19 protein-coding genes are annotated in these 25,181 nt (G+C 59.5%); 12 read left to right on the plus strand and 7 right to left on the minus strand.

Annotated elements, in window-relative coordinates; translation table 11 throughout:
* Window positions 1–63: 63 nt before the first annotated feature.
* Genes ACOYXE_RS18325 through ACOYXE_RS18340 form a run of 4 tightly spaced genes read left to right on the plus strand, consistent with a single transcriptional unit; the run spans window position 64 to window position 3,970 of the window.
* The gene (locus ACOYXE_RS18325) at window positions 64–1,074 is read left to right on the plus strand and encodes an ABC transporter permease subunit (protein ID WP_042557626.1); all 1,011 of its coding nucleotides are present in this window, start codon (window positions 64–66) and stop codon (window positions 1,072–1,074) included.
* A gap of 10 nt (window positions 1,075–1,084) precedes the next feature.
* Complete coding sequence (locus ACOYXE_RS18330; RefSeq protein ID WP_160055831.1) at window positions 1,085–2,011, plus strand: ABC transporter permease subunit; 927 nt, start codon at window positions 1,085–1,087, stop codon at window positions 2,009–2,011.
* A 10-nt stretch (window positions 2,012–2,021) separates the two neighbouring features.
* Entirely contained in the window at window positions 2,022–2,990 is a 969-nt protein-coding gene (locus tag ACOYXE_RS18335; protein WP_160055829.1) for an ABC transporter ATP-binding protein, read from the plus strand.
* Window positions 2,990–3,970, plus strand: coding sequence for a peptide ABC transporter ATP-binding protein (locus tag ACOYXE_RS18340; RefSeq protein WP_160055827.1), 981 nt, complete (start codon window positions 2,990–2,992; stop codon window positions 3,968–3,970). Before ACOYXE_RS18335 ends, ACOYXE_RS18340 begins: the two co-directional genes overlap by 1 nt.
* A gap of 197 nt (window positions 3,971–4,167) precedes the next feature.
* Here the strand turns inward: ACOYXE_RS18340 and ACOYXE_RS18345 are convergent, their stop codons facing one another.
* From ACOYXE_RS18345 to ACOYXE_RS18355, 3 genes are all read right to left on the minus strand, one after another.
* Window positions 4,168–4,431 (minus strand): hypothetical protein, encoded by a 264-nt coding sequence (locus ACOYXE_RS18345; protein WP_460926383.1) that lies wholly within the window; start codon window positions 4,429–4,431, stop codon window positions 4,168–4,170.
* A 156-nt stretch (window positions 4,432–4,587) separates the two neighbouring features.
* Window positions 4,588–5,778, minus strand: coding sequence for an MFS transporter (locus ACOYXE_RS18350; protein WP_460926384.1), 1,191 nt, complete (start codon window positions 5,776–5,778; stop codon window positions 4,588–4,590).
* Window positions 5,779–6,502: 724 nt separating this feature from the next.
* On the minus strand, window positions 6,503–8,086 hold the full coding sequence (locus ACOYXE_RS18355; protein WP_007915312.1) for a peptide chain release factor 3: 1,584 nt from the start codon (window positions 8,084–8,086) through the stop codon (window positions 6,503–6,505).
* Window positions 8,087–8,416: 330 nt separating this feature from the next.
* Here ACOYXE_RS18355 and ACOYXE_RS18360 point away from each other — a divergent pair, with 330 nt between their 5' ends.
* From ACOYXE_RS18360 to ACOYXE_RS18385, 6 genes are all read left to right on the plus strand, one after another.
* The gene (locus ACOYXE_RS18360; protein ID WP_160055823.1) at window positions 8,417–9,133 is read left to right on the plus strand and encodes an ABC transporter permease; all 717 of its coding nucleotides are present in this window, start codon (window positions 8,417–8,419) and stop codon (window positions 9,131–9,133) included.
* A 21-nt stretch (window positions 9,134–9,154) separates the two neighbouring features.
* Window positions 9,155–10,048, plus strand: a complete 894-nt coding sequence (locus ACOYXE_RS18365) for a glycine betaine ABC transporter substrate-binding protein (RefSeq protein ID WP_160055821.1) — start codon at window positions 9,155–9,157, stop codon at window positions 10,046–10,048.
* 12 nt (window positions 10,049–10,060) lie between these two features.
* Window positions 10,061–10,714: an ABC transporter permease gene (locus tag ACOYXE_RS18370; protein ID WP_007915307.1), complete on the plus strand. Its 654-nt coding sequence runs from the start codon at window positions 10,061–10,063 to the stop codon at window positions 10,712–10,714.
* Window positions 10,711–11,865 (plus strand): osmoprotectant ABC transporter ATP-binding protein OsmV, encoded by a 1,155-nt coding sequence (locus ACOYXE_RS18375; RefSeq protein WP_038357499.1) that lies wholly within the window; start codon window positions 10,711–10,713, stop codon window positions 11,863–11,865. The genes ACOYXE_RS18370 and ACOYXE_RS18375 overlap by 4 nt, the downstream gene beginning before the upstream one ends.
* Before the next feature lie 132 nt (window positions 11,866–11,997).
* Window positions 11,998–12,759, plus strand: a complete 762-nt coding sequence (locus ACOYXE_RS18380; RefSeq protein ID WP_160055817.1) for a hypothetical protein — start codon at window positions 11,998–12,000, stop codon at window positions 12,757–12,759.
* Window positions 12,760–13,389: 630 nt separating this feature from the next.
* Window positions 13,390–14,553 (plus strand): type III PLP-dependent enzyme, encoded by a 1,164-nt coding sequence (locus ACOYXE_RS18385; RefSeq protein WP_016986476.1) that lies wholly within the window; start codon window positions 13,390–13,392, stop codon window positions 14,551–14,553.
* Window positions 14,554–14,820: 267 nt separating this feature from the next.
* Here the strand turns inward: ACOYXE_RS18385 and ACOYXE_RS18390 are convergent, their stop codons facing one another.
* The gene (locus ACOYXE_RS18390) at window positions 14,821–15,561 is read right to left on the minus strand and encodes a tetratricopeptide repeat protein (protein WP_160055815.1); all 741 of its coding nucleotides are present in this window, start codon (window positions 15,559–15,561) and stop codon (window positions 14,821–14,823) included.
* The gene (locus ACOYXE_RS18395) at window positions 15,558–16,238 is read right to left on the minus strand and encodes a Fe2+-dependent dioxygenase (RefSeq protein ID WP_160055813.1); all 681 of its coding nucleotides are present in this window, start codon (window positions 16,236–16,238) and stop codon (window positions 15,558–15,560) included. Before ACOYXE_RS18395 ends, ACOYXE_RS18390 begins: the two co-directional genes overlap by 4 nt.
* Window positions 16,239–16,445: 207 nt before the next feature.
* Here ACOYXE_RS18395 and ACOYXE_RS18400 point away from each other — a divergent pair, with 207 nt between their 5' ends.
* Entirely contained in the window at window positions 16,446–18,761 is a 2,316-nt protein-coding gene (locus ACOYXE_RS18400; RefSeq protein WP_460926385.1) for a TonB-dependent receptor, read from the plus strand.
* Window positions 18,762–18,975: 214 nt separating this feature from the next.
* The gene (locus ACOYXE_RS18405; RefSeq protein WP_405124235.1) at window positions 18,976–21,504 is read left to right on the plus strand and encodes a PepSY domain-containing protein; all 2,529 of its coding nucleotides are present in this window, start codon (window positions 18,976–18,978) and stop codon (window positions 21,502–21,504) included.
* A 225-nt stretch (window positions 21,505–21,729) separates the two neighbouring features.
* Here the strand turns inward: ACOYXE_RS18405 and ACOYXE_RS18410 are convergent, their stop codons facing one another.
* Both ACOYXE_RS18410 and ACOYXE_RS18415 read right to left on the minus strand, forming a co-directional pair.
* On the minus strand, window positions 21,730–23,271 hold the full coding sequence (locus ACOYXE_RS18410) for an alkaline phosphatase D family protein (protein ID WP_405122313.1): 1,542 nt from the start codon (window positions 23,269–23,271) through the stop codon (window positions 21,730–21,732).
* Between the two features lie 175 nt (window positions 23,272–23,446).
* On the minus strand, window positions 23,447–25,180 hold the full coding sequence (locus tag ACOYXE_RS18415) for a PTS fructose-like transporter subunit IIB (protein ID WP_460926386.1): 1,734 nt from the start codon (window positions 25,178–25,180) through the stop codon (window positions 23,447–23,449).
* Window position 25,181: the final 1 nt, after the last annotated feature.

Genomic DNA, 25,181 nt, shown 5'->3' on the forward strand with positions numbered 1-25,181 from the left:
CCCGGCGTCCCTGACCCCAGGGACGCCGGGCACGCCTAACCGGCTGATGAGGTACCACACACGATGTTTAGTTTTATTGCCCGCCGACTGGGGTTGTTGATCCCCACGTTTTTCGGCATCACCTTGCTGACTTTCGCGTTGATTCGCATGATTCCGGGCGACCCCGTGGAAGTGATGATGGGCGAACGTCGGGTCGACCCCGAAATGCACGCTCAGGCAATGGAACGCCTAGGTCTGAACAAGCCGCTGTATGCCCAGTATCTGGACTACATCGGCAAACTGGCTCAAGGCGATCTCGGCGAATCCCTGCGTACCCGTGAGAGCGTATGGACCGAGTTCACCTCCCTCTTCCCGGCGACCCTGGAACTGTCCATGGCCGCCCTGCTGTTCGCCGGCATTCTGGGCCTCTTGGCCGGGGTGATCGCGGCACTCAAGCGAGGATCATTGTTCGACCACGGGGTGATGGGCATCTCCCTCGCGGGGTATTCGATGCCGATCTTCTGGTGGGGCCTGATCCTGATCATGTTCTTCTCGGTGAGCCTGGGCTGGACGCCGGTCTCCGGGCGGATCGACCTGCTCTACGACATCGAGCCGCGCACCGGTTTCATGCTGATCGACACGCTGCTGGCCGACGACATGGGCGCGTTCCTCGATGCTCTGCATCACCTGATCCTGCCAGCCATCGTACTCGGCACCATTCCGCTGGCGGTGATCGCGCGGATGACCCGTTCGTCGATGCTCGAAGTGCTGCGCGAAGACTACATCCGCACCGCCAAGGCCAAAGGCCTGTCGCCGTCGCGCGTGGTATTCGTCCACGGTCTGCGTAACGCGCTGATTCCGGTACTCACCGTGGTCGGCCTGCAAGTCGGCACGCTGCTGGCCGGTGCAGTCCTGACCGAAACCATTTTCTCCTGGCCCGGTATCGGTAAATGGCTGATCGAAGCCATCGGCGCCCGGGACTACCCGGTTGTGCAAAACGGCATCCTGTTAATCGCCTGCCTGGTGATTCTGGTCAACTTCGTAGTGGACATCCTCTACGGCTTTGCCAACCCACGCATCCGTCATCAGCGCTGAGGTCCATACCATGAGCACTCCAACATCCTCAGTAGCCACGTCCGCCGCAAACGCGGATCAAAGCCTGCTGTACCCGTCGCCGTACAAAGAATTCTGGCAAGCCTTCTCCAAGAACAAAGGCGCGGTTGCCGGGCTGCTGTTCATGTCGCTGGTGATTTTCTGCGCACTCTTCGCGCCGTGGGTCGCCCCGCACAACCCGAGCGAGCAATACCGCGACTTCCTGCTGACGCCGCCGGCGTGGCTGGAAGGCGGGCAGATGCAATTCCTGCTCGGCACCGATGAACTGGGTCGTGACCTGCTGTCGCGTCTGATCCAGGGCTCGCGTCTGTCGCTGCTGATTGGCTTGTCGTCGGTCGTCATGTCGCTGATTCCGGGGATCCTGCTCGGTCTGTTCGCCGGTTTCTTCCCGAAGATGATCGGCCCGACCATCATGCGTCTGATGGACATCATGCTGGCCCTGCCATCGCTGCTGCTGGCTGTGGCGATTGTCGCCATCCTCGGCCCTGGCCTGATCAACACCGTGATCGCCATTGCTGTGGTGTCTTTGCCGTCCTACGTGCGTCTGACCCGAGCCGCCGTGATGGGCGAACTGAACCGCGACTACGTGACCGCCGCGCGCCTGGCCGGTGCCGGTCTGCCACGCTTGATGTTCATCACCGTGCTGCCGAACTGCATGGCGCCGCTGATCGTGCAGGCGACTCTGAGCTTCTCGTCGGCAATTCTCGACGCCGCCGCACTGGGCTTCCTCGGCCTAGGCGTACAACCGCCAACCCCTGAGTGGGGCACCATGCTGGCCTCGGCCCGCGACTACATCGAACGCGCCTGGTGGGTAGTCAGTCTGCCTGGTTTGACCATTTTGCTCAGCGTGCTGGCAATCAACTTGATGGGCGACGGCCTGCGCGATGCGCTCGACCCGAAACTCAAGAACGCCGCCTGAGGAGATTCCCATGTCACTGCTAGAAATCAAGAATCTCAACGTTCGCTTCGGCGACAAGACCGCGACGCCGGTGGTCGACGGCCTCGACCTCAAAGTCGACAAGGGCGAAGTGCTGGCCATCGTTGGCGAGTCGGGTTCGGGTAAATCCGTGACCATGATGGCGCTGATGGGCCTGATCGAGCATCCCGGCATCGTCACCGCTGACTCGCTCAGCTTCGACGGCAAAGACATGCTCAAGCTGAGCAACCGTCAACGTCGGCAGATCGTCGGCAAAGACCTGTCGATGGTCTTTCAGGACCCGATGACCGCACTGAACCCGAGCTACACCGTCGGTTTCCAGATCGAAGAAGTACTGCGTCTGCACCTGAAAATGTCCGGCAAGCAAGCGCGCAAACGTGCGATCGAGCTGCTGGAAAAAGTTGAAATCCCGGGCGCCGCCAGCCGTATGGACGCCTACCCGCACCAACTGTCCGGCGGTATGAGCCAGCGTGTTGCGATCGCCATGGCGATTGCCGGCGAGCCGAAACTGCTGATCGCCGACGAACCGACCACTGCCCTCGACGTGACGATTCAGGCACAGATCATGGATTTGCTGCTGGCGTTGCAGAAAGAACAGAACATGGGCCTGGTGCTCATCACTCACGACCTCGCGGTCGTGGCTGAAACTGCCCAGCGCGTCTGTGTGATGTACGCAGGGCAAGCCGTTGAAGTCGGTCAGGTGCCGCAACTGTTCGACATCCCGGCGCACCCGTACAGCGAAGCACTGCTCAAGGCGATCCCCGAGCACAGCCTCGGCGCTACACGTCTGGCCACCCTGCCGGGCATCGTCCCGGGTCGTTACGACCGTCCGCAGGGTTGCCTGCTGTCGCCGCGCTGCCCGTACGTGCAGGACAGCTGCCGCGCGCAGCGTCCAGGCCTTGATCCGAAAGCCCACAGCCTCGCCCGCTGCTTCTACCCGCTGAACCAGGAGGTGGCGTAATGGCCGTCGTACTTACCGCCCGCGACCTGACCCGTCACTATGAAGTCTCCCGTGGCCTGTTCAAGGGCCACGCGACCGTGCGCGCACTCAATGGCGTGTCGTTCGAACTGGAAGCCGGCAAGACCCTCGCGGTCGTAGGCGAGTCGGGCTGCGGCAAATCCACCCTCGCCCGCGCGTTGACGCTGATTGAAGATCCGTCGTCCGGCTCCTTGAAAATCGCCGGCCAGGAAGTCGCCGGCGCCGACAAGGCCCAGCGCAAGCAACTGCGCAAAGACGTGCAGATGGTGTTTCAGAGTCCGTACGCGTCGTTGAACCCACGGCAGAAAGTCGGTGACCAACTCGGCGAACCGCTGCTGATAAACACCAACCTCTCCGCCGCCGAGCGTCGCGAGAAAGTCCAGGCAATGATGAAGCAGGTCGGCTTGCGCCCCGAACATTACCAGCGCTATCCGCACATGTTCTCCGGCGGTCAGCGCCAGCGTATCGCACTCGCCCGGGCGATGATGTTGCAACCGAAAGTGCTGGTGGCGGACGAACCGACCTCGGCGCTCGACGTGTCGATTCAGGCGCAGGTGCTCAACCTGTTCATGGATCTGCAGCAGGAGTTCAACACCGCCTACGTGTTCATCTCGCACAACCTCGCAGTGGTGCAGCACGTGGCCGATGACGTGATGGTGATGTACCTCGGGCGCCCGGTGGAAATGGGCCCGAAGAACGACATCTACGAGCGTCCATTGCACCCGTACACCCAGGCGCTGCTGTCGGCGACCCCGACCATTCACCCGGACCCGAACAAGCCGAAAATCAAGATCGTCGGTGAACTGCCCAACCCGCTGAACCCGCCACCGGGCTGCGCTTTCCACAAGCGCTGCCCGTATGCGACCGAGCGTTGCAGCACGGAAGAGCCGGCGTTGCGCCAGCTCGACAGCCGGCAGGTGGCTTGCCACTACGCCGAGCAGTTCCTCGACGGCGCGGCCTAAAAACCGCCCTGAAACAATGTGGGAGCGAGCCTGCTCGCGAAAGCGGTGAATCAGTCACCATTAATGTTGACTGAGATGACGCCTTCGCGAGCAGGCTCGCTCCCACAGGGGATGTGAGTTATCCCTGAGTTAACCAAACCCCTTCCGCCTCGATTGCGCATCAGTCGAGGCAGTAGGGGTTTTCTTTTGCCTGCGATTTATGTCTGGCTATCGCCTTCGTCGTCCGGATCATCAGAGTCCGGCTCATCGGTGGTCGAGTCGTCGTCATCAGCAGCACCACCCTGCCCCTGATCGCCCGGCTCGGACTCAGACTTGGCCAGCATCATGCCGCTATGCCCGACCTGTCCGTTGAGCGCCTGAGAATCGTGATCCTCGCACTCGGCCCAAGCCGTCGCGGTGCCGAGGGACAGCATGAGCATCACTTTCAACAGCAATAAAACCCGTAGCAACCTGCTTTTCATAGCCGACTCCATCCATTTTCAGGTGAGACATTCGTGCCTGACTGGCGCTGTGTGAAATCTAGTTCCGATCCATGGGGTTCACCAGATAGGACGCTAACGAGCGCGAAGAAATGCCCTTCGCGGACAGACGGCTTTCGAATAATACCTATCGCGGGATCAGCTAAGCGGTCGGGTCGCTTGCCACGTCAAGGGAATCGACATCAGCACCAACACCGTGCTGGCCAGCCAGACACTGTGACCACCGAAATTGCCATACAACTGACCGCTGAGCACCGGCGACAATAATGCGCTAGCACTCCAGCTCATAAAGAACAGGCCAAAGTACTGACCGCTTTTGCCACTCTGCGCAAACTGCATCGCCAGCACATTCAGCGGCGGCATGAACAACGCCTCACCCAAGGTCCAGATCAGCGTCGACAGGCAGACGTAAAACAGCCCGGAACCGAACGGCAGCATGCCCAACCCGCAAGCCAGTAACACACTGCCGAGCAGCATTTGCCGGCGCATACCCCAGCGCTCGCCCCAATGCGACAGCGGAATCTGCAGGGCAATCACCAACAACGCATTGAGGCCGAACTGCCAACCGATCGCCTCGGTGCTCAACTGATAGTAATCACGCAGATAGTTACCCAGTGTGCTGTAGACCGTATCAAACGCGATGCCAAGCACGGCTGTCGCCGCCAGCAACCAGAGGAACGGTTTGTCGCGATACGGCACCCCGGAACCTGAGTCATCCGTGGACTTTTCGTCATTGATCAGCACCGGTCGTTGCCACGTGGTGCGAACAAACCAGAGCAGCGCCAACAACGTCATCGCCGCGCTGCCGAAAAACACCCAGCGAAAATCGGTCTGCGCCAACACCCCGCCCGCGACACCGGCGGCGGCCATCCCAAGGTTGCGCGCAACCCGGCTCAAAGCCTGCGCGCGCGAGCGCTGCGCCACCTCGCAATATTCCATGATCAGCCGCTGATGCAGCGTGCGAATAGCCCCATCGATGGTACCGCTGAGCAACAGCAAAGCCGCCAGCAACGGCACTTGCGTGACCAGCCCCAACAGCATCAGCACCCACACCGAAATAAAGAACAGCGCCGCCGTCAGCCGCGCCGTGCGCACATGATCACTGAGCCAGCCACCGAGCATCGAACCGACCAGCAACCCCGCGCCGTACGCCGACAACAGCCAGCCAACCGTCTCGATCGCCAGCCCCAGCTCGTGACGCAGGTAGAGCGCCATGAACAGCTTGACCATGCTGCTCAAGCGATTGATGAACAACAGCGCCGCGAGCACCCAGGCCATTGCGCCGAAATAGCCGTTCAGCCGTAGCAAGTGAGTCAGGCGACTCGTCATTCCATTGACCTCTCAAAGCGACTTGCGTGGAGCTGGAACACTAACGGTCAGTTGGCAGGTTGTCGCGTTCAAGTGCATCGAGATCACGAAAAACCGAGTCGTCCTACAGCCATTGCGCGCGTTAAAACCGTGCCGAAGATCAAAAGCCCCTCACCCTAGCCCTCTCCCAGAGGGAGAGGGGACTGACCGCAGTGATTACAAGAGCTACGCCGACGTGAAATACCGAGTCGAACTCAGATCTTGAAAAGCCCACAAATCGGCTCCCTCTCCCTTGGGAGAGGGCTGGGGTGAGGGGAAAATCCACCACAAATCCAAAGCCGACCACGCCGTGCTCTTCACCACTCGACAGGATGAGCGTTAGCTCGGCTGCAGCTCTTGATCTGTAGGGCGACGTCGGAAGGCTGAGTGGAGGGATTGATCCGGGCATGGGAGCGCAGCGACCGTTTGGCGAAGCCAAACACAGCGAAAGGAGGTGCAGCGAAGCAAACCGTAGACGCTGCGCCCGGATCGATCCCGCAGCGAAGGAACCCCGAGCCCCAGCGAGCGGGCCGTACGTAGGAGCAAGCGTTTTTGGTTACTTTTTAGGCGTTTGTAAAAAGTGACCCGCCGTAAGGGCGGAACCCTAAGCCGCCATCACCCAAAAACGGATATACCCCCAAAACCAAAGCAAAAAAAAGCCCCCTAGGCATACACCTAGAGGGCTTCGGACAAACCAATTCAGAACTTAATGATGCTCACGCGTCGCCCGGAATTTCACATCCGGCCAACGCTCTTCCATCAACGCCAGATTAACCCGCGTAGGCGCCAGGTAAGTCAGGTGACCACCGCCATCAACGGCAAGGTTCTCCACAGCCTTGTTGGAAAACTCCTCAAGCTTCTTCTTGTCGCTGCACTCAATCCAGCGCGCGGAATACACAGTGATCGGCTCATACGAGCACTCAACCTTGTACTCCTCCTTCAAACGACTCGCGACCACATCGAACTGCAGCACACCGACGGCGCCCAGAATGATGTCGTTGCTGCGCTCCGGGAAAAACACCTGCGTCGCGCCCTCTTCAGCCAACTGCTGCAGACCCTGACGCAACTGCTTGGACTTCAGCGGATCACGCAGACGCACACGACGGAACAGCTCCGGCGCAAAGTGCGGGATACCGGTAAACCCGAGGGTTTCACCTTCACTGAAGGTGTCGCCGATCTGGATCGTACCGTGGTTGTGCAGACCAATGATGTCGCCGGCAAAGGCTTCTTCAAGCTGCTCGCGCTCGGAGGAGAAGAACGTCAAGGCGTCGCCGATGCGCACGTCCTTGCCGGTGCGCACGTGGCGCATCTTCATGCCTTTTTCGTACTTGCCGGAGCAAATGCGCATGAAGGCAATGCGGTCGCGGTGTTTCGGGTCCATGTTCGCCTGGATCTTGAAGATGAAGCCCGAGAACTTCTCTTCCACTGGCTCAACGGTACGCTCGTTGGCCACACGGGCCAGCGGACGCGGCGCCCAATCAACAACAGCATCGAGAACGTGGTCAACACCGAAGTTGCCCAGTGCAGTACCGAAGAACACCGGAGTCAGCTGACCGTCGAGGAATTCCTGCTGGTTGAATTCGTGGCAGGCGCCCTGAACCAGTTCCAGTTGCTCGATGAAACGCTCGTACTCGTCGCCCAAATGCGCGCGGGCTTCGTCGGAGTCGAGCTTCTCGATGATCTTGGTTTCGGTGCGTTCGTGACCGTGACCGGCGGTGTAGACAATGATGTAGTCGTCGGCCAGGTGGTACACGCCCTTGAAGTCGCGGTAGCAACCGATCGGCCAGGTGATCGGTGCGGCCTTGATCTTAAGAACGGCTTCGATTTCATCGAGCAGTTCGATCGGGTCGCGGATATCACGGTCGAGTTTGTTGATGAAGCTGACGATCGGCGTGTCACGCAGACGGCAGACGTCCATCAGCGCAATGGTCCGTGGCTCGACACCTTTACCGCCGTCGAGGACCATCAATGCCGAGTCCACCGCCGTCAGGGTACGGTAGGTATCTTCGGAGAAGTCTTCGTGGCCCGGGGTATCGAGCAGGTTGATCATGTGTTCGCGATACGGGAACTGCATGACCGACGTGGTAATGGAAATACCCCGCTGCTTCTCCATCTCCATCCAGTCGGATGTCGCATGGCGATCGGATTTACGGGATTTCACCGTACCGGCCACTGCAATCGCCTTGCCCATCAACAGGAGCTTTTCGGTGATCGTGGTTTTACCGGCATCGGGGTGGGAAATAATGGCGAAAGTGCGGCGTTTCGCGACTTCGGCGGCCTGGTTGGTCATGGGAAATCGCCTGGCGGTGATTCAAAAAAGGGCCGCGATTATAGCCCAACTCGATGCAATAACCGAACCGTTGAGCACATTAAGGGTGGCCAAATGCTGCCGCAGATGGGAACCTTTTAAAGCACGGAGACGTCCATCCCCTGTTACGAATTTTCGTCAGGGGCTGAAAAATCAGCAAGTTAGCCTGACGAGGCTGCGCTCATGGCTCGCTTTCAGCCCCCTTTTGCGGCGCTGAAAAACGGCTACTTTTCGCGAACGACTCTCCCGGCAGCCATGTACGGCTTGCCACACGGGACTGCGCTCGCCGACTACAAAAAAAGGAGTCCGCCTGTGGCTATCCGCTATGGCAAAGGGCTGATTGGAGGTGCGGTGGTGATCGCGCTCCTGGCCCTGCTGGTCCACTGGATCGGCATCAACACGATCGAACACTACCGCGACGATTTGTTGTTTTACCTGCAAGCTCATCTGATTCTCGTCCTCGCTTCAATGCTGGCCGCCCTGGTCGTGGGCATCCCCGCCGGTATCTTTCTCAGTCGCCCGACCATGGTCGGCCGCGCTGAACGCTTCATGCAGATCTTCAATATCGGTAACACCGTGCCTCCGCTGGCCGTGCTCGCGATTGCCTTGGGCGTCCTCGGCATTGGCAGTGGCCCAGCGATCTTCGCTTTGTTCCTCGCCTCCCTGTTGCCGATTGTGCGCAACACCTACGAAGGCCTGAAAAACGTCCAGGGCTCGCTGAAAGAAGCGGCCGTCGGCATCGGCATGACCCCGCGCCAGGTACTGTGGAAAGTCGAATTGCCCAACGCCGTGCCGATCATCGTCGGTGGCGTGCGCGTGGCTTTGGCGATCAACGTCGGCACCGCGCCGCTGGCGTTCCTGATCGGTGCCAACAGCCTCGGCAGCCTGATCTTCCCTGGCATCGCCCTGAACAATCAGCCGCAACTGCTGCTCGGCGCCGCGTGCACCGCACTGCTGGCCTTGCTGCTTGATGGCGTCGTCACCCTCGCCAGCCGTATCTGGCTGGAACGCGGTTTGCGCCCGTCTTAAGGCTTTTGCGAAGGAATACCTATGAAACGATTTAGTTTGATTCTGGGCTGCATCCTGCTGTTCGCAGGCGTCGCCCAAGCCGTTGAAAAACCGGTTATCCGCCTCGGCGCCCGAGTGTTTACCGAGCAGACCCTGCTCGCGGAAATCACCGCGCAATACCTGCGCAGCAAAGGCTACGACGCGCAGATCACCGGTGGCCTGGGCAGCAACCTCGCCCGCAGCGCCCACGAAAGCGGGCAGCTGGACATGCTCTGGGAATACACCGGCGTGTCGCTGGTGGCCTACAACCATGTCACCGAAAAACTCGACAGCGCCCAGTCCTACGCCAAGGTAAAAGAACTCGACGCGAAAAAAGGCCTGGTCTGGCTGACGCCGTCGAAATTCAGCAACACCTACGCCCTCGCGCTGCCGAAAAAAGTGGCTGAGGAATATCCGCAGATCACCAACATCAGTCAGTTGAACGAGGTGCTGCGCGCTGAAGCCAAGACCAATCATCTGGTGGCGCTGGATACCGAGTTCGCCAATCGCTCCGACGGCCTGATCGGCATGGTCGATCTCTACGGCATGAACCTGAGCCGCAAGAACATCCGGCAGATGGACGCGGGCCTGGTCTACACCGCGCTGCGCAACGGTCAGGTGTTTGCCGGCCTGGTTTACACCACCGACGGTCGCCTCAATGCCTTCGGCCTGAAACTGCTGGAAGACGACAAGCACTACTTCCCCGACTACACCGCCGCACCGGTGGTGCGTCAGGCCTACCTCGACGCGCACCCGCAACTGGCCGAGCAACTCAAGCCGCTGGCCGAACTGTTCGATGACGAAACCATGCGCCAGCTCAATGCGCGGGTCGATGTCGATCACGAAAGCCCTTCGAAAGTCGCTGCCGATTTCCTGCGCCAGCACCCACTCAACTAAGGAGGAAAAGTCATGGAATTTCTGAACGCCTTTTCCCACCTCGACTGGCAGCAGGTGATGCACCTGACCTGGCAGCACATCACCCTGGTCGGCATCGCCGTGACCCTGGCGATTGTCGTTGGCGTGCCGCTGGGCATTCTGATGACACGCTTTCCGACGCTCGCCGGTCCCTTGCAGGCCAGCGCCACAGTGCTGCTGACCGTGCCATCGATTGCCCTGTTCGGCCTGCTGCTGCCGTTCTATTCGAAGTTCGGCCAGGGCCTCGGCCCGATGCCGGCAATCACCGCCGTGTTCCTTTATTCGCTGCTGCCGATCATGCGCAACACCTACCTCGCATTGACGGGCGTCGAACCGGGTATCCGTGAAGCCGCACGCGGCATCGGCATGACTTTCGGCCAGCGTCTGCGCATGGTCGAGTTGCCGATCGCCGTGCCGGTGATCCTCGCCGGCGTACGCACCGCCGTGGTGATGAACATCGGCGTGATGACCATCGCCGCGACCATCGGCGCCGGCGGCCTCGGTGTGTTGATCCTCGCCTCCATCAGCCGCAGTGACATGTCGATGCTGATCGTCGGCGCGCTGCTGGTCAGTCTTCTGGCCATTTTCGCTGACCTGTTTCTCCAATGGCTGCAACGCTCGTTGACTCCAAAAGGACTGCTCAAATGATCGAACTTCAAAACCTCAGCAAAACTTTCCAAAGCAACGGCAAAGACGTCAAAGCCGTGGACTCGGTAAGCCTGACCGTCAATGAAGGCGAAATCTGTGTGTTCCTCGGGCCATCGGGTTGCGGCAAAAGCACCACGCTGAAGATGATCAACCGCCTGATCAAACCGACCTCGGGCAAGATCCTCATCAACGGCGAAGACACCACCGACCTCGACGAAGTGACCCTGCGCCGCAACATCGGCTACGTGATCCAGCAGATCGGCCTGTTCCCGAACATGACCATCGAAGAGAACATCGTCGTCGTGCCGAAACTGCTCGGCTGGGACAAACAGAAATGCCACGACCGCGCCCGCGAGTTGATGAGCATGATCAAGCTCGAACCCAAGCAGTATCTGCATCGCTATCCGCGTGAACTATCCGGTGGTCAGCAACAGCGCATCGGCGTGATCCGCGCACTGGCGGCCGATGCGCCGCTGCTGCTGATGGACGAACCATTCGGCGCGGTCGACCCGATCAACCGCGAGATGATCCAGAACGAATTCTTCGAAATGCAGCGCGCGCTGAACAAGACCGTGATCATGGTCAGCCACGACATCGACGAAGCGATCAAACTCGGCGACAAGATTGCGATCTTCCGCGCTGGCAAACTGCTGCAGATCGATCATCCGGATACATTGCTCGCGCATCCGGCAGACGACTTTGTCAGCAACTTCGTCGGCCAGGACAGCACGCTCAAGCGTCTGTTGTTGGTGAAGGCAGAAGATGCGGCGGACAACGCACCATCGGTGAGCCCGGAGACGCCGGTGGCTGATGCGCTGGAATTGATGGATGAGCATGACCGTCGCTACGTGGTGGTCACCTGTGCCGAGAACAAGGCGCTGGGTTATGTGCGTCGTCGTGATCTGCATCGCCAGACCGGCACCTGCGCGCAATTCCTGCGCGAGTTCAATGCCACAGCGGCGTACGACGAGCATTTGCGCATCCTGCTGTCGCGCATGTACGAGTTCAACCGTTCGTGGCTGCCGGTGATGGACGCCGAGCGGGTGTTCCTCGGTGAGGTCACGCAGGAGTCGATTGCGGCGTATCTGAGTTCGGGTCGTTCGCGCGGGATGAAGACCAGCATCGTCTCGCCGGCGGAGGCAGTGGCGTAACCACTTGAAATGGGGCTGCCACAGCAGCCCCTGATCATCTGCAATGAGTTGAATTGATCGGAACACATACAAGCCGATAGCATCGTGGTTTGCGGATAATGACGTCCGCGCGAACCGATCAAGGACCCTTGCATGATCGATCAAATTGCAGCCCTGAACTCGCTACGTAAAGATCTGCCAGATGCCATTGGCTGGACAACGATGGGGCCTTATCTGTATCACGCTCCAGCAGAGATGGTGACTGGAGAAACTCGTTACACCTGCACGCAAATCGCACTTTATAACGAGTCGGATTCAACCCTGGCTGACGTCAAATTGCTGTACCGGGGAAACTTCGAATTCGTCCCGCTTATCACGTACTCTCGACACGAAGCAGCCGTGAAATGGGAACACAATGCGGCGGACAAGGAACTGGTGCTCAAACAGGTTCCGCCCAATGAAGAAGTCGATATCTCGATTTACAACCCACGGGATTTCGAGGTTGTGCAGGTTCTGGTGAATGGAAGGAAAATCACCGATTTCATGACTCGCAGAGCCTTGGCCAAGGCGTATCCCACTCCACTGCGCTGGCGGATCGCATTCCCCGTGCTAGGCATTCTTGTCCTCGGCGCGCTGTCGTACACCAGTTGGCGGACCTACTCGATGGTCAAGAGCAACATGGATTACGAGCGTGATTATTCGCTTCTCTCTACGGTACCCAACGGCTTTTCCGGTTGCCATCCCTATGTTTTTGACAACCCCCCAAACGATTCCAGTGAGAAACAACTCGAGCGTCTCTTGAAACAGCAAAACCAGTGGATGGATTTCATTCTGGCGATGAACAAAGTTTCATTACCTGAGGAGTTACACCTTAAGGATCGAGTGGTGCTGTGCAAGTCGATCGAGAAATCCTGAATCAAATGGGCTGGTCACCGGTTTGTCGTGATAGGTGCGGCAAGTTTGCAGCGATGGTCTGCGATACCCCATGCGGGACTTAACGTTCGCAAGCTTGCACCGTAAATTTTCATCGCTTCACGTCTGGAAAGAAAAATGAACACCAGCGCTGGGCACCGGCTGGCTGATGCCCCCCTTAAGACAACTCAAATTACGCCATTGAGACTGTCTTTGCGGGGAACGTCGGGGATGTCGAGCCTATTGAAGTTAACTGGCATTTAGCGGAGAACGGCAGCGAACGTGCAGGCATTTTTAACACTGAAAAAATCGACGGGAACATCTGCCCGTCATCTCGGTCGGCTACAAAGAGAGATGAATGCGACGTACGTCAGAAGCGTGCAAAAACGCGACATTTTTAGTTGATCTCAGGCCCCTCACGCCCTAAAGTTCGCGCCGAACGTCCATGCTGGAAACGATCCATCCGGCTCAAGTACTGACGACGAGACAGCAAGGCCAAGGGAAAGCTGCACATCCCATGGCCTTTTTGCTTTCGGCGACATGCCTTGGGAAGTAGGCGAACCAAAGTGGGGATACGGAGGGCGTTCATTTGCACCCATTGATTTTTCGAGTTTGCCCATAGGAGCTCCCAGTATGTCGATCCAGGTCGAAGACTATTTCGCGCGCGCTACATTCGACAAAATGAAGGCGTTTGCCGACAAACAGGAAACCCCGTTCGTGGTGATCGACACCGCGATGATCAGCCAGGCCTACGATGACCTGCGCGCCGGTTTCGAATTCGCCAAGGTCTACTACGCGGTCAAGGCCAACCCGGCCGTCGAGATCATCGACCTGCTCAAAGAGAAAGGTTCGAGCTTCGACATCGCCTCCATCTATGAGCTGGACAAAGTGATGGATCGCGGCGTCAGCGCCGACCGTATCAGCTACGGCAACACCATCAAGAAATCCAAGGACATCCGCTACTTCTACGAGAAGGGCGTGCGTCTGTTCTCCACCGACTCCGAAGCCGACCTGCGCAACATCGCCAAGGCTGCACCGGGTTCGAAAGTCTATGTGCGCATCCTCACCGAAGGCTCGACCACGGCTGACTGGCCGCTGTCGCGCAAATTCGGCTGCCAGACCGACATGGCCATGGACCTGCTGATCCTCGCCCGCGACCTCGGTCTGGTGCCTTACGGCATCTCGTTCCACGTTGGCTCGCAGCAACGCGACATCAGCGTCTGGGACGCAGCGATCGCCAAGGTCAAAGTAATCTTCGAGCGTCTGAAAGAAGAAGACGGCATCCACCTGAAGCTGATCAACATGGGCGGTGGCTTCCCGGCCAACTACATCACCCGCACCAACAGCCTGGAAACCTACGCCGAAGAAATCATCCGCTTCCTGAAAGAAGACTTCGGAGATGACTTGCCGGAAATCATTCTCGAGCCGGGCCGTTCGTTGATCGCCAACGCCGGCATTCTGGTCAGCGAAGTGGTATTGGTTGCACGCAAGTCGCGCACTGCCGTTGAACGTTGGGTTTACACCGATGTGGGCAAGTTTTCCGGCCTGATCGAAACCATGGACGAAGCGATCAAGTTCCCGATCTGGACCGAGAAGAAAGGCGAGATGGAGGAAGTCGTGATCGCCGGCCCTACCTGCGACAGCGCCGACATCATGTACGAGAACTACAAGTACGGTCTGCCGCTGAACCTGGCGATTGGTGATCGTCTTTACTGGTTGTCGACCGGTGCGTACACCACCAGTTACAGCGCGGTTGAGTTCAATGGCTTCCCGCCGTTGAAGTCGTTTTACGTGTAAGAGCAGCTGCAAGTTTCAAGCTGCTAGCTGCAAGTGAAAAGCCCATGACGTGTCATGGGCTTTTTTTGTGTCTGTGCTTTGAGATTTGTGGTGTGCTTTCGATCTATCCCCCTCACCCCAGCCCTCTCCCCCAAGGGGGCGAGGGGGAAAGGGAGCAGATCGGGGGCTTTTCAAAACCTGAGGTCGACTGGATATCTCAGGTCGGTGTACCTGGAACATCCTACTCGGTCAGTCCCCTCTCCCTCTGGGAGAGGGTTAGGGTGAGGGCTATTGGCACCGAAGCGCGAACCGAGCAGCCATCCCCTGAATCCTGGGATCTGTCGCACCTGACAGCGTCTGACTCGCCACCCGCAGAAAATTCAGATTGCCGCCGGCCAAAGCTTTCTCAAGCCAATCCACCGCCTGATCAATCCGCCCCTCATCCGCTAAAACTGCAGCGAAACTGAACTGCCCGCGAAAATCCCCGCCCTCAGCCGAACGCCGATACCAGTCGCGCGCTGCTGATAGATCCGCCGGGCACACCTGCCCTTCCTCCAGATACCGCCCCAGCAGATTCATCGATTTCGCATGGCCCAATTCAGCCGCACGCCGATACAACGCCAGCGCCTGCAGATGATCCACTGCAACACCCCGCCCGGTCGCCAGCAGATTGGCGAGGTTGTACATCGCCCAATCCAACCCGGCCTCCGCTGCAATCCGGTAGTGCTGCGCGGCAATCGCCGCATCTGCCGAACAACCCCAGCCGTGCTCGTGGCAGCGCCCGAGCATGTTGCGCGCCATCAAATGCCCGCGCCCGGCGGCGATACCGAACCAGCGCAGCGCCAACGGTTGATCCTGTGCGATGCCCTGGCCGTCCAGAAGAATTTGCCCAAGCAAGGCCTGCGCTTCAGCCTCGCCCTCACCCGCCGCAAGCAAAATTGCCTGCGCCGCGCGTGCCGGGCTTTCTACAAGCATAGCGCTGAGTTGTTCGCCGCTGAGGACTTCCTCGCGACGCAATCGGAAACTCATACCTCAACCCAGCGCCGCAGCAGGTTGTGATACGTACCGGTGAGGCGAATCAGCGAAGGATGATCAGGCATGTCGCTGGTGAGCTGCTGAATCGCACCATCCATCTCGAACAGCAACGCGCGCTGGCTGTCTTCGCGTACCAGACTTTGCGTCCAGAAGAACGACGCATAACGCGCACCGCGAGTGACCGCGTTAACCTTGTGCAGGCTGGTGCCGGGGTACAAAACCATATCACCGGCCGGCAGTTTCACCTGTTGCGTGCCGAAGGTGTCCTGGATCTCCAGCTCGCCGCCGTCGTAATCCTCAGGTTCGCTGAAGAACAGCGTCGCCGAAAGATCGGTGCGCACCCGTTCGATGCTGCCCTTGGGTTGGCGCACGGCGTTGTCGATGTGGAAATCGAAACTGCCACCGGCGGTGTAACAGTTCACTAACGGCGGGAAGACTTTGTGCGGCAGCGCGGCGGACATGAACAGCGGATTTTTCCACAGCCGTTCAAGCATCGCTGCACCGATTTCCTTCGCCAGCGGATGGCCTTCGGGCAGTTGCAGATTGTGCTTGGCCTTGGCTGATTGAAACCCCGCTGTGATCTTGCCATCGGCCCAATCGGCCTGCTCCAACGCCTGGCGAATGCGCTGCACTTCGTCTTTCGCGAACAGTGCGGGGATATGCAGCAGCATGGCGATGTCACCTGATGGCAAAGAGGCGGCAATGGTATTGATTCTTATTGGCCGTGTAAAACCCGATAGACGAATGAACTGGCAAAAACCGTAAGGTTAAATTGTAAAGAATGTAAATTCAGTGCGAATAACAATGTTTCGCAATTGATACGAATACCTGTTTACCCTATATTCCGCCGCCTCAAATCCTTGGGGAGGGGAATAAAAATGGCACGTCAATACGCACAATTACCGGTCAGTTCACCACGTCTGCTCGCCTCTGCAATCGGTGTGGCAATCACCGCCGGCTCCGCTGGCCAGATGGTCTTCGCTGCGGAAAAAACCGACAGCAAAGCCGCCGGCAATGCCATCGCCCTGGACGCCACCGCCATCACCGGCGAAGCGCAGGACTCGACGTCCTACCAGGTCGAAAAAGCCTCCTCGCCCAAGTACACCGCGCCGCTGGTCGACACGCCGCGCTCGGTCACCGTTATTCCGCAACAAGTTCTGAAAGATACCGGCGCGCTGAACATGCAGGACGCGCTGCGCACCGTGCCGGGCATCACCTTCGGCGCCGGTGAAGGCGGTAACCCACAGGGCGACCGTCCGTTCATCCGTGGCTTCGACGCCCAGGGCGACACCTACCTCGACGGCGTGCGCGACACTGGTTCGCAGAGCCGCGAGATCTTCGCCGTGGAAAACATTGAAGTCAGCAAGGGCCCGAACTCCGCCATTGGCGGTCGCGGCGCGGCAGGCGGCAGCATCAACCTGGTGAGCAAGAAAGCGCACCTGGGCAACTCGTTCGACGGCGGCTTCACCTACGGCTCCGACCAGACTCAGCGCTACACCCTCGATGGCAACTACCAGTTCAGCGACACCGCCGCCGGCCGTCTGAACCTGATGAGCCACGAGAGCAACGTCGCCGGTCGCGACAAAGTCGATTACGACCGCTGGGGTATCGCACCGTCCTTGGCGTTTGGCCTGGGCACCGACACCCGCGTCAACCTCGATTACTACCATCTCGAAAGCAACGACACCCCGGATTCGGGCGTGCCGTACACCATTCCGGCCGGTGGCTCCGCTGCACGCACCAAGTCCAATCCGGACAAGCCCTACGCCGGCGGTGACCACAGCAATTTCTACGGTCTGGATCGCGATTTCCGCAAGGGCCGCACCGACACCGCGACCTTCGCCATCGAGCATGACCTGAGCGACTCGCTGACGATCAAGAACACCCTGCGTCACGGCACCAGCATGCAGGATTACATCCTGACCCAGCCGGACGACAGCAAGGGCAACGTCAACAATGGCAGCGTCTGGCGTCGGGCGAATACTCGGGTGAGCAACACCGAAACCACCACCAACCAGACTGACCTGTTCGGCAATTTCTACGTCGCGGGCTTCAAAAACAGCTTCTCCACTGGCGTTGAATACACCCGTGAGGAAAGCCAGAAGTCTTCGTACAACGTCAATACCGACACCACGCCGCGCACCAGCGCAGCGACCACTAACTGCAACCCGGGTCTGATCGGCGCAGCCAGCGGCTACAACTGCACCTCGCTGTCGAACCCGAACCCGAACGATCCGTGGAACGGCGCCATTTCGCGCAACTACGCCGGCACCGACACCCAGGCCAACACCTACGCGCTGTATGTGTTCGACACCCTGGAGCTGTCCGAGCAGTGGCTGGTGAACATGGGTCTGCGTTACGACCACTTCGATACCGACTACAAAACCTACAACGCCGCTGGCCGCACCACGTCCAAGGGCGATGACACCAGCGAATTCGTCACCGGTCAGTTTGGCGTCGTCTACAAGCCTGCGGAAAACGGCAGCATCTACGCGTCCTATGCCACCTCGGCCACACCACCGGGCAACACCCTGGGCGAAGGTCAGGAAGGCAACCCGCTGGGCGGCACCCCGGATCGCAGCGGCAACCTGCTGAGCAGCGACATGGAGCCGGAAACCACCAAGAACTATGAAATCGGCACCAAGTGGGATCTGCTCAACGATCGCCTGTCGCTGACCGCTGACATCTTCCGCACCGAGAAAGAAAACGCTCGCGTGCAAGTCGATACTTCGTCGTACGAAAACGCCGGCAAGACCCGCGTGCAAGGTGTCGAACTGTCGGCCAGCGGCAAGATCACCGACAAGTGGCAAGTGTTCGCCGGTTACGCGTTCATGGACAGCGAACAAGTCGACGGCGGCCCGCTGGGCAAGGCCAACGATGGCAACGAATTGCCTAACACGCCGAAGAACAGCGCCAGCCTGTGGACCACTTACCAGGTCACGCCGAAGCTGACCATCGGTGGCGGTGCGTTCTACGTCGACGATGTGTACGGCAGCGTCGCCAACACCACCATGGTCGATTCGTATGTTCGCTACGACGCGATGGCGGCGTACAAGCTGACCAAGAACGTCGACCTGCAACTCAACGTGCAGAACCTGACCAACGAAACCTACTACGACAAAGCCTTCTCGACCCACTTCGCCAACCAGGCGGCGGGCCGTACGGCACTGTTGAGCACCAACTTCCACTTCTGATCCTGTAGGAGCTGCGGCACGCTGCGATCTGTTGATCTTGCTTTTGATTCTGAAAAAAAATCAAAAGATCGCAGCCTTCGGCAACTCCTACAAAAAACAGTGGGCCCCGTTCATTCAATTGAACGGGGCTTTTGTGCGTAAGAAAGAACGCTTCTCGATAACCCACGGCATAATGCGCGCCGTGAAGACAATTTCCGAACGGACGGCGAGTGACGTGTTGAAGAAAACCCTGTTCCAGTTGCACTGGTTTTTTGGCATCACCGCAGGCTTGGTGCTGGCGTTGATGGGCATCACCGGCGCGGCCTATTCGTTCCAGGACGAAATCCTGCGGGCCATGAATCCCTCCGTTCTGCAGGTGGAAAAACAAGTCGCCGGCGTCCTGCCGCCCGTCGAACTGGTCGAGCGCATCGAAGCCACGTCCGGCAAAAAGGTCTCGATGCTTTGGGTCGAAACCGACAGCGGCAACGCCGCGAAAGTGTTCTTCACCCCGCCCAAGGGTGAACGTCGCGGTGAGATGCGCTACTTCGATCCGTACACCGCTGAGTTCATGGGCGACGCGGTCGGCCAGGATTTCTTCGGCCTGATGCTGCAACTGCACCGCTTCCTCGCCATGGGCGACACCGGGCGCAATATCACCGGCGCCTGCACATTGATCCTGTTGTTTTTCTGCCTCTCCGGTTTGTATCTGCGCTGGCCACGTCAGTGGAACAGCTGGCGCGTGTGGCTGACGCTGGACTGGAAGAAAAAGGGCCGCGCCTTCAATTGGGATCTGCATTCGGTGGCGGGCACCTGGTGCCTGTTGGTCTATCTGCTGCTGGCGCTGACCGGGTTATCGTGGTCGTACGAGTGGTACAACAAAGGCCTGACCAAGCTGCTTTCTGATGCGCCACAAAACGAGCGCGTGCGCGGTGGTCGCGGCCCGGCGCCGGAAGGTCCGGCACCAACCGCCGATTACGCAGCAATGTGGAGCAGTATCTACAGCGCGGCCGGCCCGGGACTGGCCGCGTACAACATCCGCATGCCGGCCGTCACAGGCCAACCGGCGACCGTGTTCTACCTGCTCGACAGCTCGCCGCATGATCGCGCACTGAACCAGATCACCCTCGACCCGGCCACCGGCATCGTCAAACGTGTCGATCGTTACGCCGACAAGAGCTTCAAGGCGCAATTGCTGACCAGCATTTATGCGCTGCACGTCGGCAGCTATTTCGGCCTGGTCGGGCGGATCATCATCACCATTGCGGCGGTGTGCATGCCGTTGTTCTTTATCACCGGCTGGCTGCTGTACCTCGATCGTCGGCGCAAGAAAAAGCAGATCAAGGATGCGCGCAAAGGATTCGATCAACCGGCCGCAGATGCTTCTGCGTGGCTGATCGGCTTCGCCAGCCAGAGCGGGTTTGCCGAGCAACTGGCGTGGCAGACCGCCGGGCAATTGCAGGCCGCCGGATTGCCAGTGAAAGTGCAGCCGCTGGCGAATGTCAGCGAACAGGATCTGCGTGAATCGAACAACGCGCTGTTTGTCGTCAGCACCTTCGGCGACGGCGAAGCCCCCGACAGCGCTCGCGGTTTTGAGCGCAAGGTGTTGAGCAAAGCAGCAACCTTCGACAGTCTGAATTACTCGGTGCTCGGCCTCGGTGATCGTCAATATCAGCACTTCTGCGGTTTCGCCAAACGCCTGCACCAATGGTTGGCTGAGCACGGCGGCAAGACATTGTTCGCCCCAGTGGAAGTCGACAGCGGTGATCCGTATGCCCTGCGTCACTGGCAAACCCAACTCGGCCTGCTCACCGGGCAAGCACCGGTCGACACCTGGCAAGCCCCGAGCTACGACAACTGGACGCTGGTCCGCCGCGAACTGATGAACCCGGACAGCAGCGGCGCACCGGTTTATCTGTTGGGCTTAAGCGCACCGAACACCAGCAGTTGGCTGGCCGGTGATCTGGTCGAAATACTGCCGCGCAACTGCCCGTGGGCCATCGAGCATTTCCTTGACGGTCTCGGCATTCGCGGCGAGACCACGGTGAAAATCAACGGCCTCGACGAGCCGCTGGAAGTGGCACTGGCCTCGCGCCAATTGCCTGAGCATCGCGCCCATCTGGTCGGTTTGCATGCGCAATCGCTGGTCGATGCGATGGTGCCGCTGGCCATGCGCGAATACTCGATCGCCTCGATTGCCGCCGACGGCGTGCTGGAGTTGATCGTGCGTCAGGAACAGCATGCCGATGGCACGCTGGGCATCGGTTCTGGCTGGCTGACCGAACACGCGCCGGTGGGCGGCAGCATCAGTTTGCGGGTGCGGCGCAACAGTGGCTTCCACCTGCCGAACGAACCGCTGCCGATGATTCTGCTGGGTAACGGTACCGGTCTGGCCGGGCTGCGCAGTTTGCTCAAGGCGCGGATTGCCGATGGTCAACAGCGCCAGTGGTTGCTGTTTGGCGAGCGCAATCGTGAACACGATTTCCTCTGCCGCGCCGAGCTGGAAGAGTGGTTGATCAATGGTGATCTGGAACGGCTGGATCTGGCGTTTTCGCGGGATCAGGCCGAGAAGGTTTATGTGCAGGATCGCTTGCGTGAGTCGGCTGACGAGTTGAAGAAATGGCTGGCGGACGGGGCGGTGATTTACATTTGTGGCAGTTTGCAGGGGATGGCTTCGGGGGTTGATCAGGTGCTTAACGACATTCTCGGGGCAGCCGAAGTGGAGCGGTTGATTGAGCAGGGTCGATATCGGCGTGATGTCTATTAAAAGCCCCTCACCCTAGCCCTCTCCCAAAGGGAGAGGGGACTGATTGGGGGAGATTCACGCAATACGCCGACCTGAACGTGCTTCACCGAATCCAGAATCGAGAGAGGGTTTTGTACCTGATCTCATAATCAACTCGGTCTTTCAGGTCGATGTACCTCTTCAGACACCTCGGTCGGCCCCCTCTCCCTCCGGGAGAGGGCTGGGGTGAGGGTCAGCCTTTGATCTTCATACCGGCTGCAACTTTTTCTCAAAAACCGCCACCCCATTCAAATCCCGCAACACCACACTCATCTCCCCACTCCCCCCTTCAATATTCACCTCGCCAAAAAACTGAAACCCGGCAAACGGCGAAGTGTTCTGCGCCGGCGGCGCTTTCTCGAAAACCACCTCCGGGCCAAAGGTTTTATCCAGCGGATTAGGCCCAAAGCTCCCGGCATTCAGCGGCCCCGCGACAAACTCCCAGAACGGTTCAAAATCCTGAAACGCCGCGCGATCGGGGTGATAGTGATGCGCCGCGCAGTAATGCACATCCGCCGTGAGGAAGACGAAATTGCGCACATGCTGCGCACGCAAGAATCCGAGCAACTCGGCGATTTCCACCTCGCGCCCCTGCGCCGGTCCCGGGTCACCGTTAGCCACCGCCTCCCAACGCGCGACACCCGGGCTGACCTCGCCATCCGGCACGCCAAGACCAATCGGCATGTCGGCGGCGATGACCTTCCACTGGGCTTTGGATTTCTTCAAACCGCGCTTGAGCCAGTCCAGTTGCTCACGCCCCAGAAACGGTTTCGCCGCGCCGAGGTTGTCGTCATTGGCGCCGCGATAACTGCGCATGTCGAGCACGAACACATCGAGCATCGGCCCATAGCTCAACTTGCGATAAATCCGCCCGCCGCCGTCGGCAGTCTGTAAGCGCATCGGTGAATATTCCAGCCACGCCTTGCGTGCGCGCCCGACCAGGGTGTGGATATCTTTCTCCTGATAACGCTCGTCGAGCTGCTTGCCCGGCGACCAGTTGTTGACCACTTCATGGTCGTCCCACTGCCAGATCTGCGGCACCTCGGCATTGAACCGACGGATGTTTTCGTCCATCAGGTTGTAGCGGTAGTTGCCGCGATAGTCGTCGAGGGTCTGCGCGACTTTGCTCTTAGCTTCAGTGGTGAGGTTGCGCCACACCCGACCGTTTTCGGTGGTCAGTTGAGCAGGCACCGGGCCGTCGGCGTAGATGGTGTCGCCGCTGTGGATAAAGAAGTCCGGCAGGCGCAGACGCATGGCTTCGTAGATGCGCATGCCGCCGATGTCCGGGTTGATGCCGAAACCCTGCCCGACGGTGTCACCGCTCCAGACGAAGCGAATATTGCGCCGCGCCGTCGGAGCGCTGCGCAGATGACCCAGCCACGGTTCACTGGCGACGCCGGATTGCGCGTCCTTGAAATACACCCGATAAAAAATCGCCTGACCGGCCGGCAGCCCAGTGAGCTCGACCCGAGCGGTGAAATCTGTGCGCGCATCGGCCAGCGCCGAGATCACCCGGCGCGGATGGCGAAACTGGCTGCGAGTGTCCCACTCGACCACCATATGCGCCGGGCGATCGCTGCGGCTCCAGATCATCGCGCGGTCGCCTTGCAGGTCGCCGGATTGCACGCCATCGGTCAACTGCGGGCGGTCCTTGACCGAGGCAATCACCGCCGGCGCCAGGCTTGGCATCAGCAGACCGGCGCCGACGACTTGCATGACACGCCGGCGACCGGGGTTGAAATCGCTCATGGTGTTCTCCCTGAAAAAAGGAAAACTTAAGCACGCCTATATGAACTCGCCATGACACCACTAACCATTGTGGGAGCGAGCCTGCTCGCGAAAGCGGTGTGCCAGTCAACCTACATGTCGCTGGCAGATTGCATTCGCGAGCAGGCTCGCTCCCACAGGGGATTTGTGTTGTCGGTCAGGCCTTCGCCGGTTCCAGCGCCAGCTCGACGGCCTCGGGGCGTTTGACCGTCGCATAGACCACAGCGGTCAGCAAACTCCCCGCCACAATCGCCAGCAAATACAGCAACGCATGATTGATCGCATTCGGAATCGCCAGCACAAACAAGCCACCGTGCGGCGCCATCAGTTTGCAGCCGAAATACATCGACAACGCACCGGTCAACGCACCACCGGCAATGCTCGCCGGAATCACCCGCAACGGGTCTTTCGCGGCAAACGGAATCGCGCCTTCGGAGATAAAGCACAGCCCCAGCACCAGCGCCGCTTTCCCGGCCTCGCGCTCGGTCTGAGCAAACTTGCGCCGCGCAATAAACGTGGCGATGCCCAGGCCAATCGGCGGCACCATCCCGGCGGCCATGGTCGCGGCCATCGGCGCATAACTCTGCGACGCCAGCAGCCCCACCGAGAACGCGTAAGCGGCTTTGTTGATCGGCCCGCCGAGGTCGACGCACATCATGCTGCCGAGCAACACGCCGAGCAGAATCGCGTTGGTGGTGCCCATGCTGTCGAGAAAATGCGTGAGCGCCCCGAGCATGCCAGCAACCGGTTTGCCGACCACGTAAATCATCACCAGCCCGGTAAACAGACTGGCGAACAACGGGATGATCAGAATCGGTTTCAGCGCCTCAAGACTTTGCGGCAAGGCGACATAACGACTGATCGCCTTCGCCGCGTAACCGGCGATAAACCCGGCGACGATGCCGCCGATAAACCCGGCGCCCAAGGTACTGGCAAGCAATCCACCAATCATCCCCGGCGCCAGGCCCGGACGGTCAGCAATCGAATAGGCGATGTAGCCGGCCAGCAACGGCACCATCAATTTGAACGCGGTCTCGCCGCCGATCTGCATTAGCGCAGCGGCCAGCGTGCCTTCCTCCTTGAACGCGGTGATGCCGAACACGAACGACAGCGCAATCATCAAACCACCTGCCACGACCATCGGCAGCATGAAAGACACACCGGTCAGCAGGTGTTTATAGATGCCGGTTTTTTCTTGCTTGGCCGGTGCCTTGCCGTCACTCGCGGCGCTTTCCACAGCACCTTCGGCCAAGGCTTTTTTCAGTGTGGCTTCGGATTGTTTCAACGCAATGCCAGTGCCGCAACGATAGATTTTCTTGCCGGCGAAACGCTCGGTGGCGACTTCGATATCCGCCGCCAGTAACACCACGTCAGCTTCAGCAATCGCCGCTGCGCTCAACGGGGTTTTCGCGCCCACCGAGCCTTGGGTTTCGACTTGCAAGTCATAGCCCAGACGCTTGGCGGTCTGCTGCAGGGCTTCGGCGGCCATGAAGGTGTGGGCGACACCGGTTGGGCACGCGGTAATCGCGACGATGCGTGGCGCACGCGGCGCATCAGCAACCGGTTCAGCCGCGCCGGCGACGTAAACCTCAGCCTCTTCAGCGCCACGACGCAGCACCGCTTCAACATCCTGCAACGCCTGCGCCGGGGCAATCTGGAAAACACGTTTACCGACAAAACGCGTCATGTCGATCGCGCCTGTGGCGACCAGCAAAACCCACTCGGCCGCTGCAATGGTCGCCGCCGACAACTCGCGTTCCGGGTGCGCCGCATCGACCACTTCAACGCTGGTGCTCCAGCCCTGACGCTGCGCCGCCGCATCGAGCAAACGCGCGCACAGCACACTGGTGACCATGCCGTTCGGGCAAGCCGTAACAATGGCTAATTTCATG

This window comes from Pseudomonas sp. MC6, assembly GCF_054790575.1.

Coding starts and splice junctions, on each gene's coding strand:
- ACOYXE_RS18385 (WP_016986476.1), top strand. CDS start 13,390: ATGTCGATCCAGGTCGAAGACTATTTCGCGCGCGCTACATTCGACAAA.
- ACOYXE_RS18410 (WP_405122313.1), bottom strand. CDS start 23,271: ATGAGCGATTTCAACCCCGGTCGCCGGCGTGTCATGCAAGTCGTCGGC.
- ACOYXE_RS18370 (WP_007915307.1), top strand. CDS start 10,061: ATGGAATTTCTGAACGCCTTTTCCCACCTCGACTGGCAGCAGGTGATG.
- ACOYXE_RS18340 (WP_160055827.1), top strand. CDS start 2,990: ATGGCCGTCGTACTTACCGCCCGCGACCTGACCCGTCACTATGAAGTC.
- ACOYXE_RS18335 (WP_160055829.1), top strand. CDS start 2,022: ATGTCACTGCTAGAAATCAAGAATCTCAACGTTCGCTTCGGCGACAAG.
- ACOYXE_RS18365 (WP_160055821.1), top strand. CDS start 9,155: ATGAAACGATTTAGTTTGATTCTGGGCTGCATCCTGCTGTTCGCAGGC.
- ACOYXE_RS18400 (WP_460926385.1), top strand. CDS start 16,446: ATGGCACGTCAATACGCACAATTACCGGTCAGTTCACCACGTCTGCTC.
- ACOYXE_RS18345 (WP_460926383.1), bottom strand. CDS start 4,431: ATGAAAAGCAGGTTGCTACGGGTTTTATTGCTGTTGAAAGTGATGCTC.
- ACOYXE_RS18380 (WP_160055817.1), top strand. CDS start 11,998: ATGATCGATCAAATTGCAGCCCTGAACTCGCTACGTAAAGATCTGCCA.
- ACOYXE_RS18325 (WP_042557626.1), top strand. CDS start 64: ATGTTTAGTTTTATTGCCCGCCGACTGGGGTTGTTGATCCCCACGTTT.
- ACOYXE_RS18375 (WP_038357499.1), top strand. CDS start 10,711: ATGATCGAACTTCAAAACCTCAGCAAAACTTTCCAAAGCAACGGCAAA.
- ACOYXE_RS18415 (WP_460926386.1), bottom strand. CDS start 25,180: ATGAAATTAGCCATTGTTACGGCTTGCCCGAACGGCATGGTCACCAGT.
- ACOYXE_RS18395 (WP_160055813.1), bottom strand. CDS start 16,238: ATGCTGCTGCATATCCCCGCACTGTTCGCGAAAGACGAAGTGCAGCGC.
- ACOYXE_RS18350 (WP_460926384.1), bottom strand. CDS start 5,778: ATGACGAGTCGCCTGACTCACTTGCTACGGCTGAACGGCTATTTCGGC.
- ACOYXE_RS18390 (WP_160055815.1), bottom strand. CDS start 15,561: ATGAGTTTCCGATTGCGTCGCGAGGAAGTCCTCAGCGGCGAACAACTC.
- ACOYXE_RS18355 (WP_007915312.1), bottom strand. CDS start 8,086: ATGACCAACCAGGCCGCCGAAGTCGCGAAACGCCGCACTTTCGCCATT.
- ACOYXE_RS18330 (WP_160055831.1), top strand. CDS start 1,085: ATGAGCACTCCAACATCCTCAGTAGCCACGTCCGCCGCAAACGCGGAT.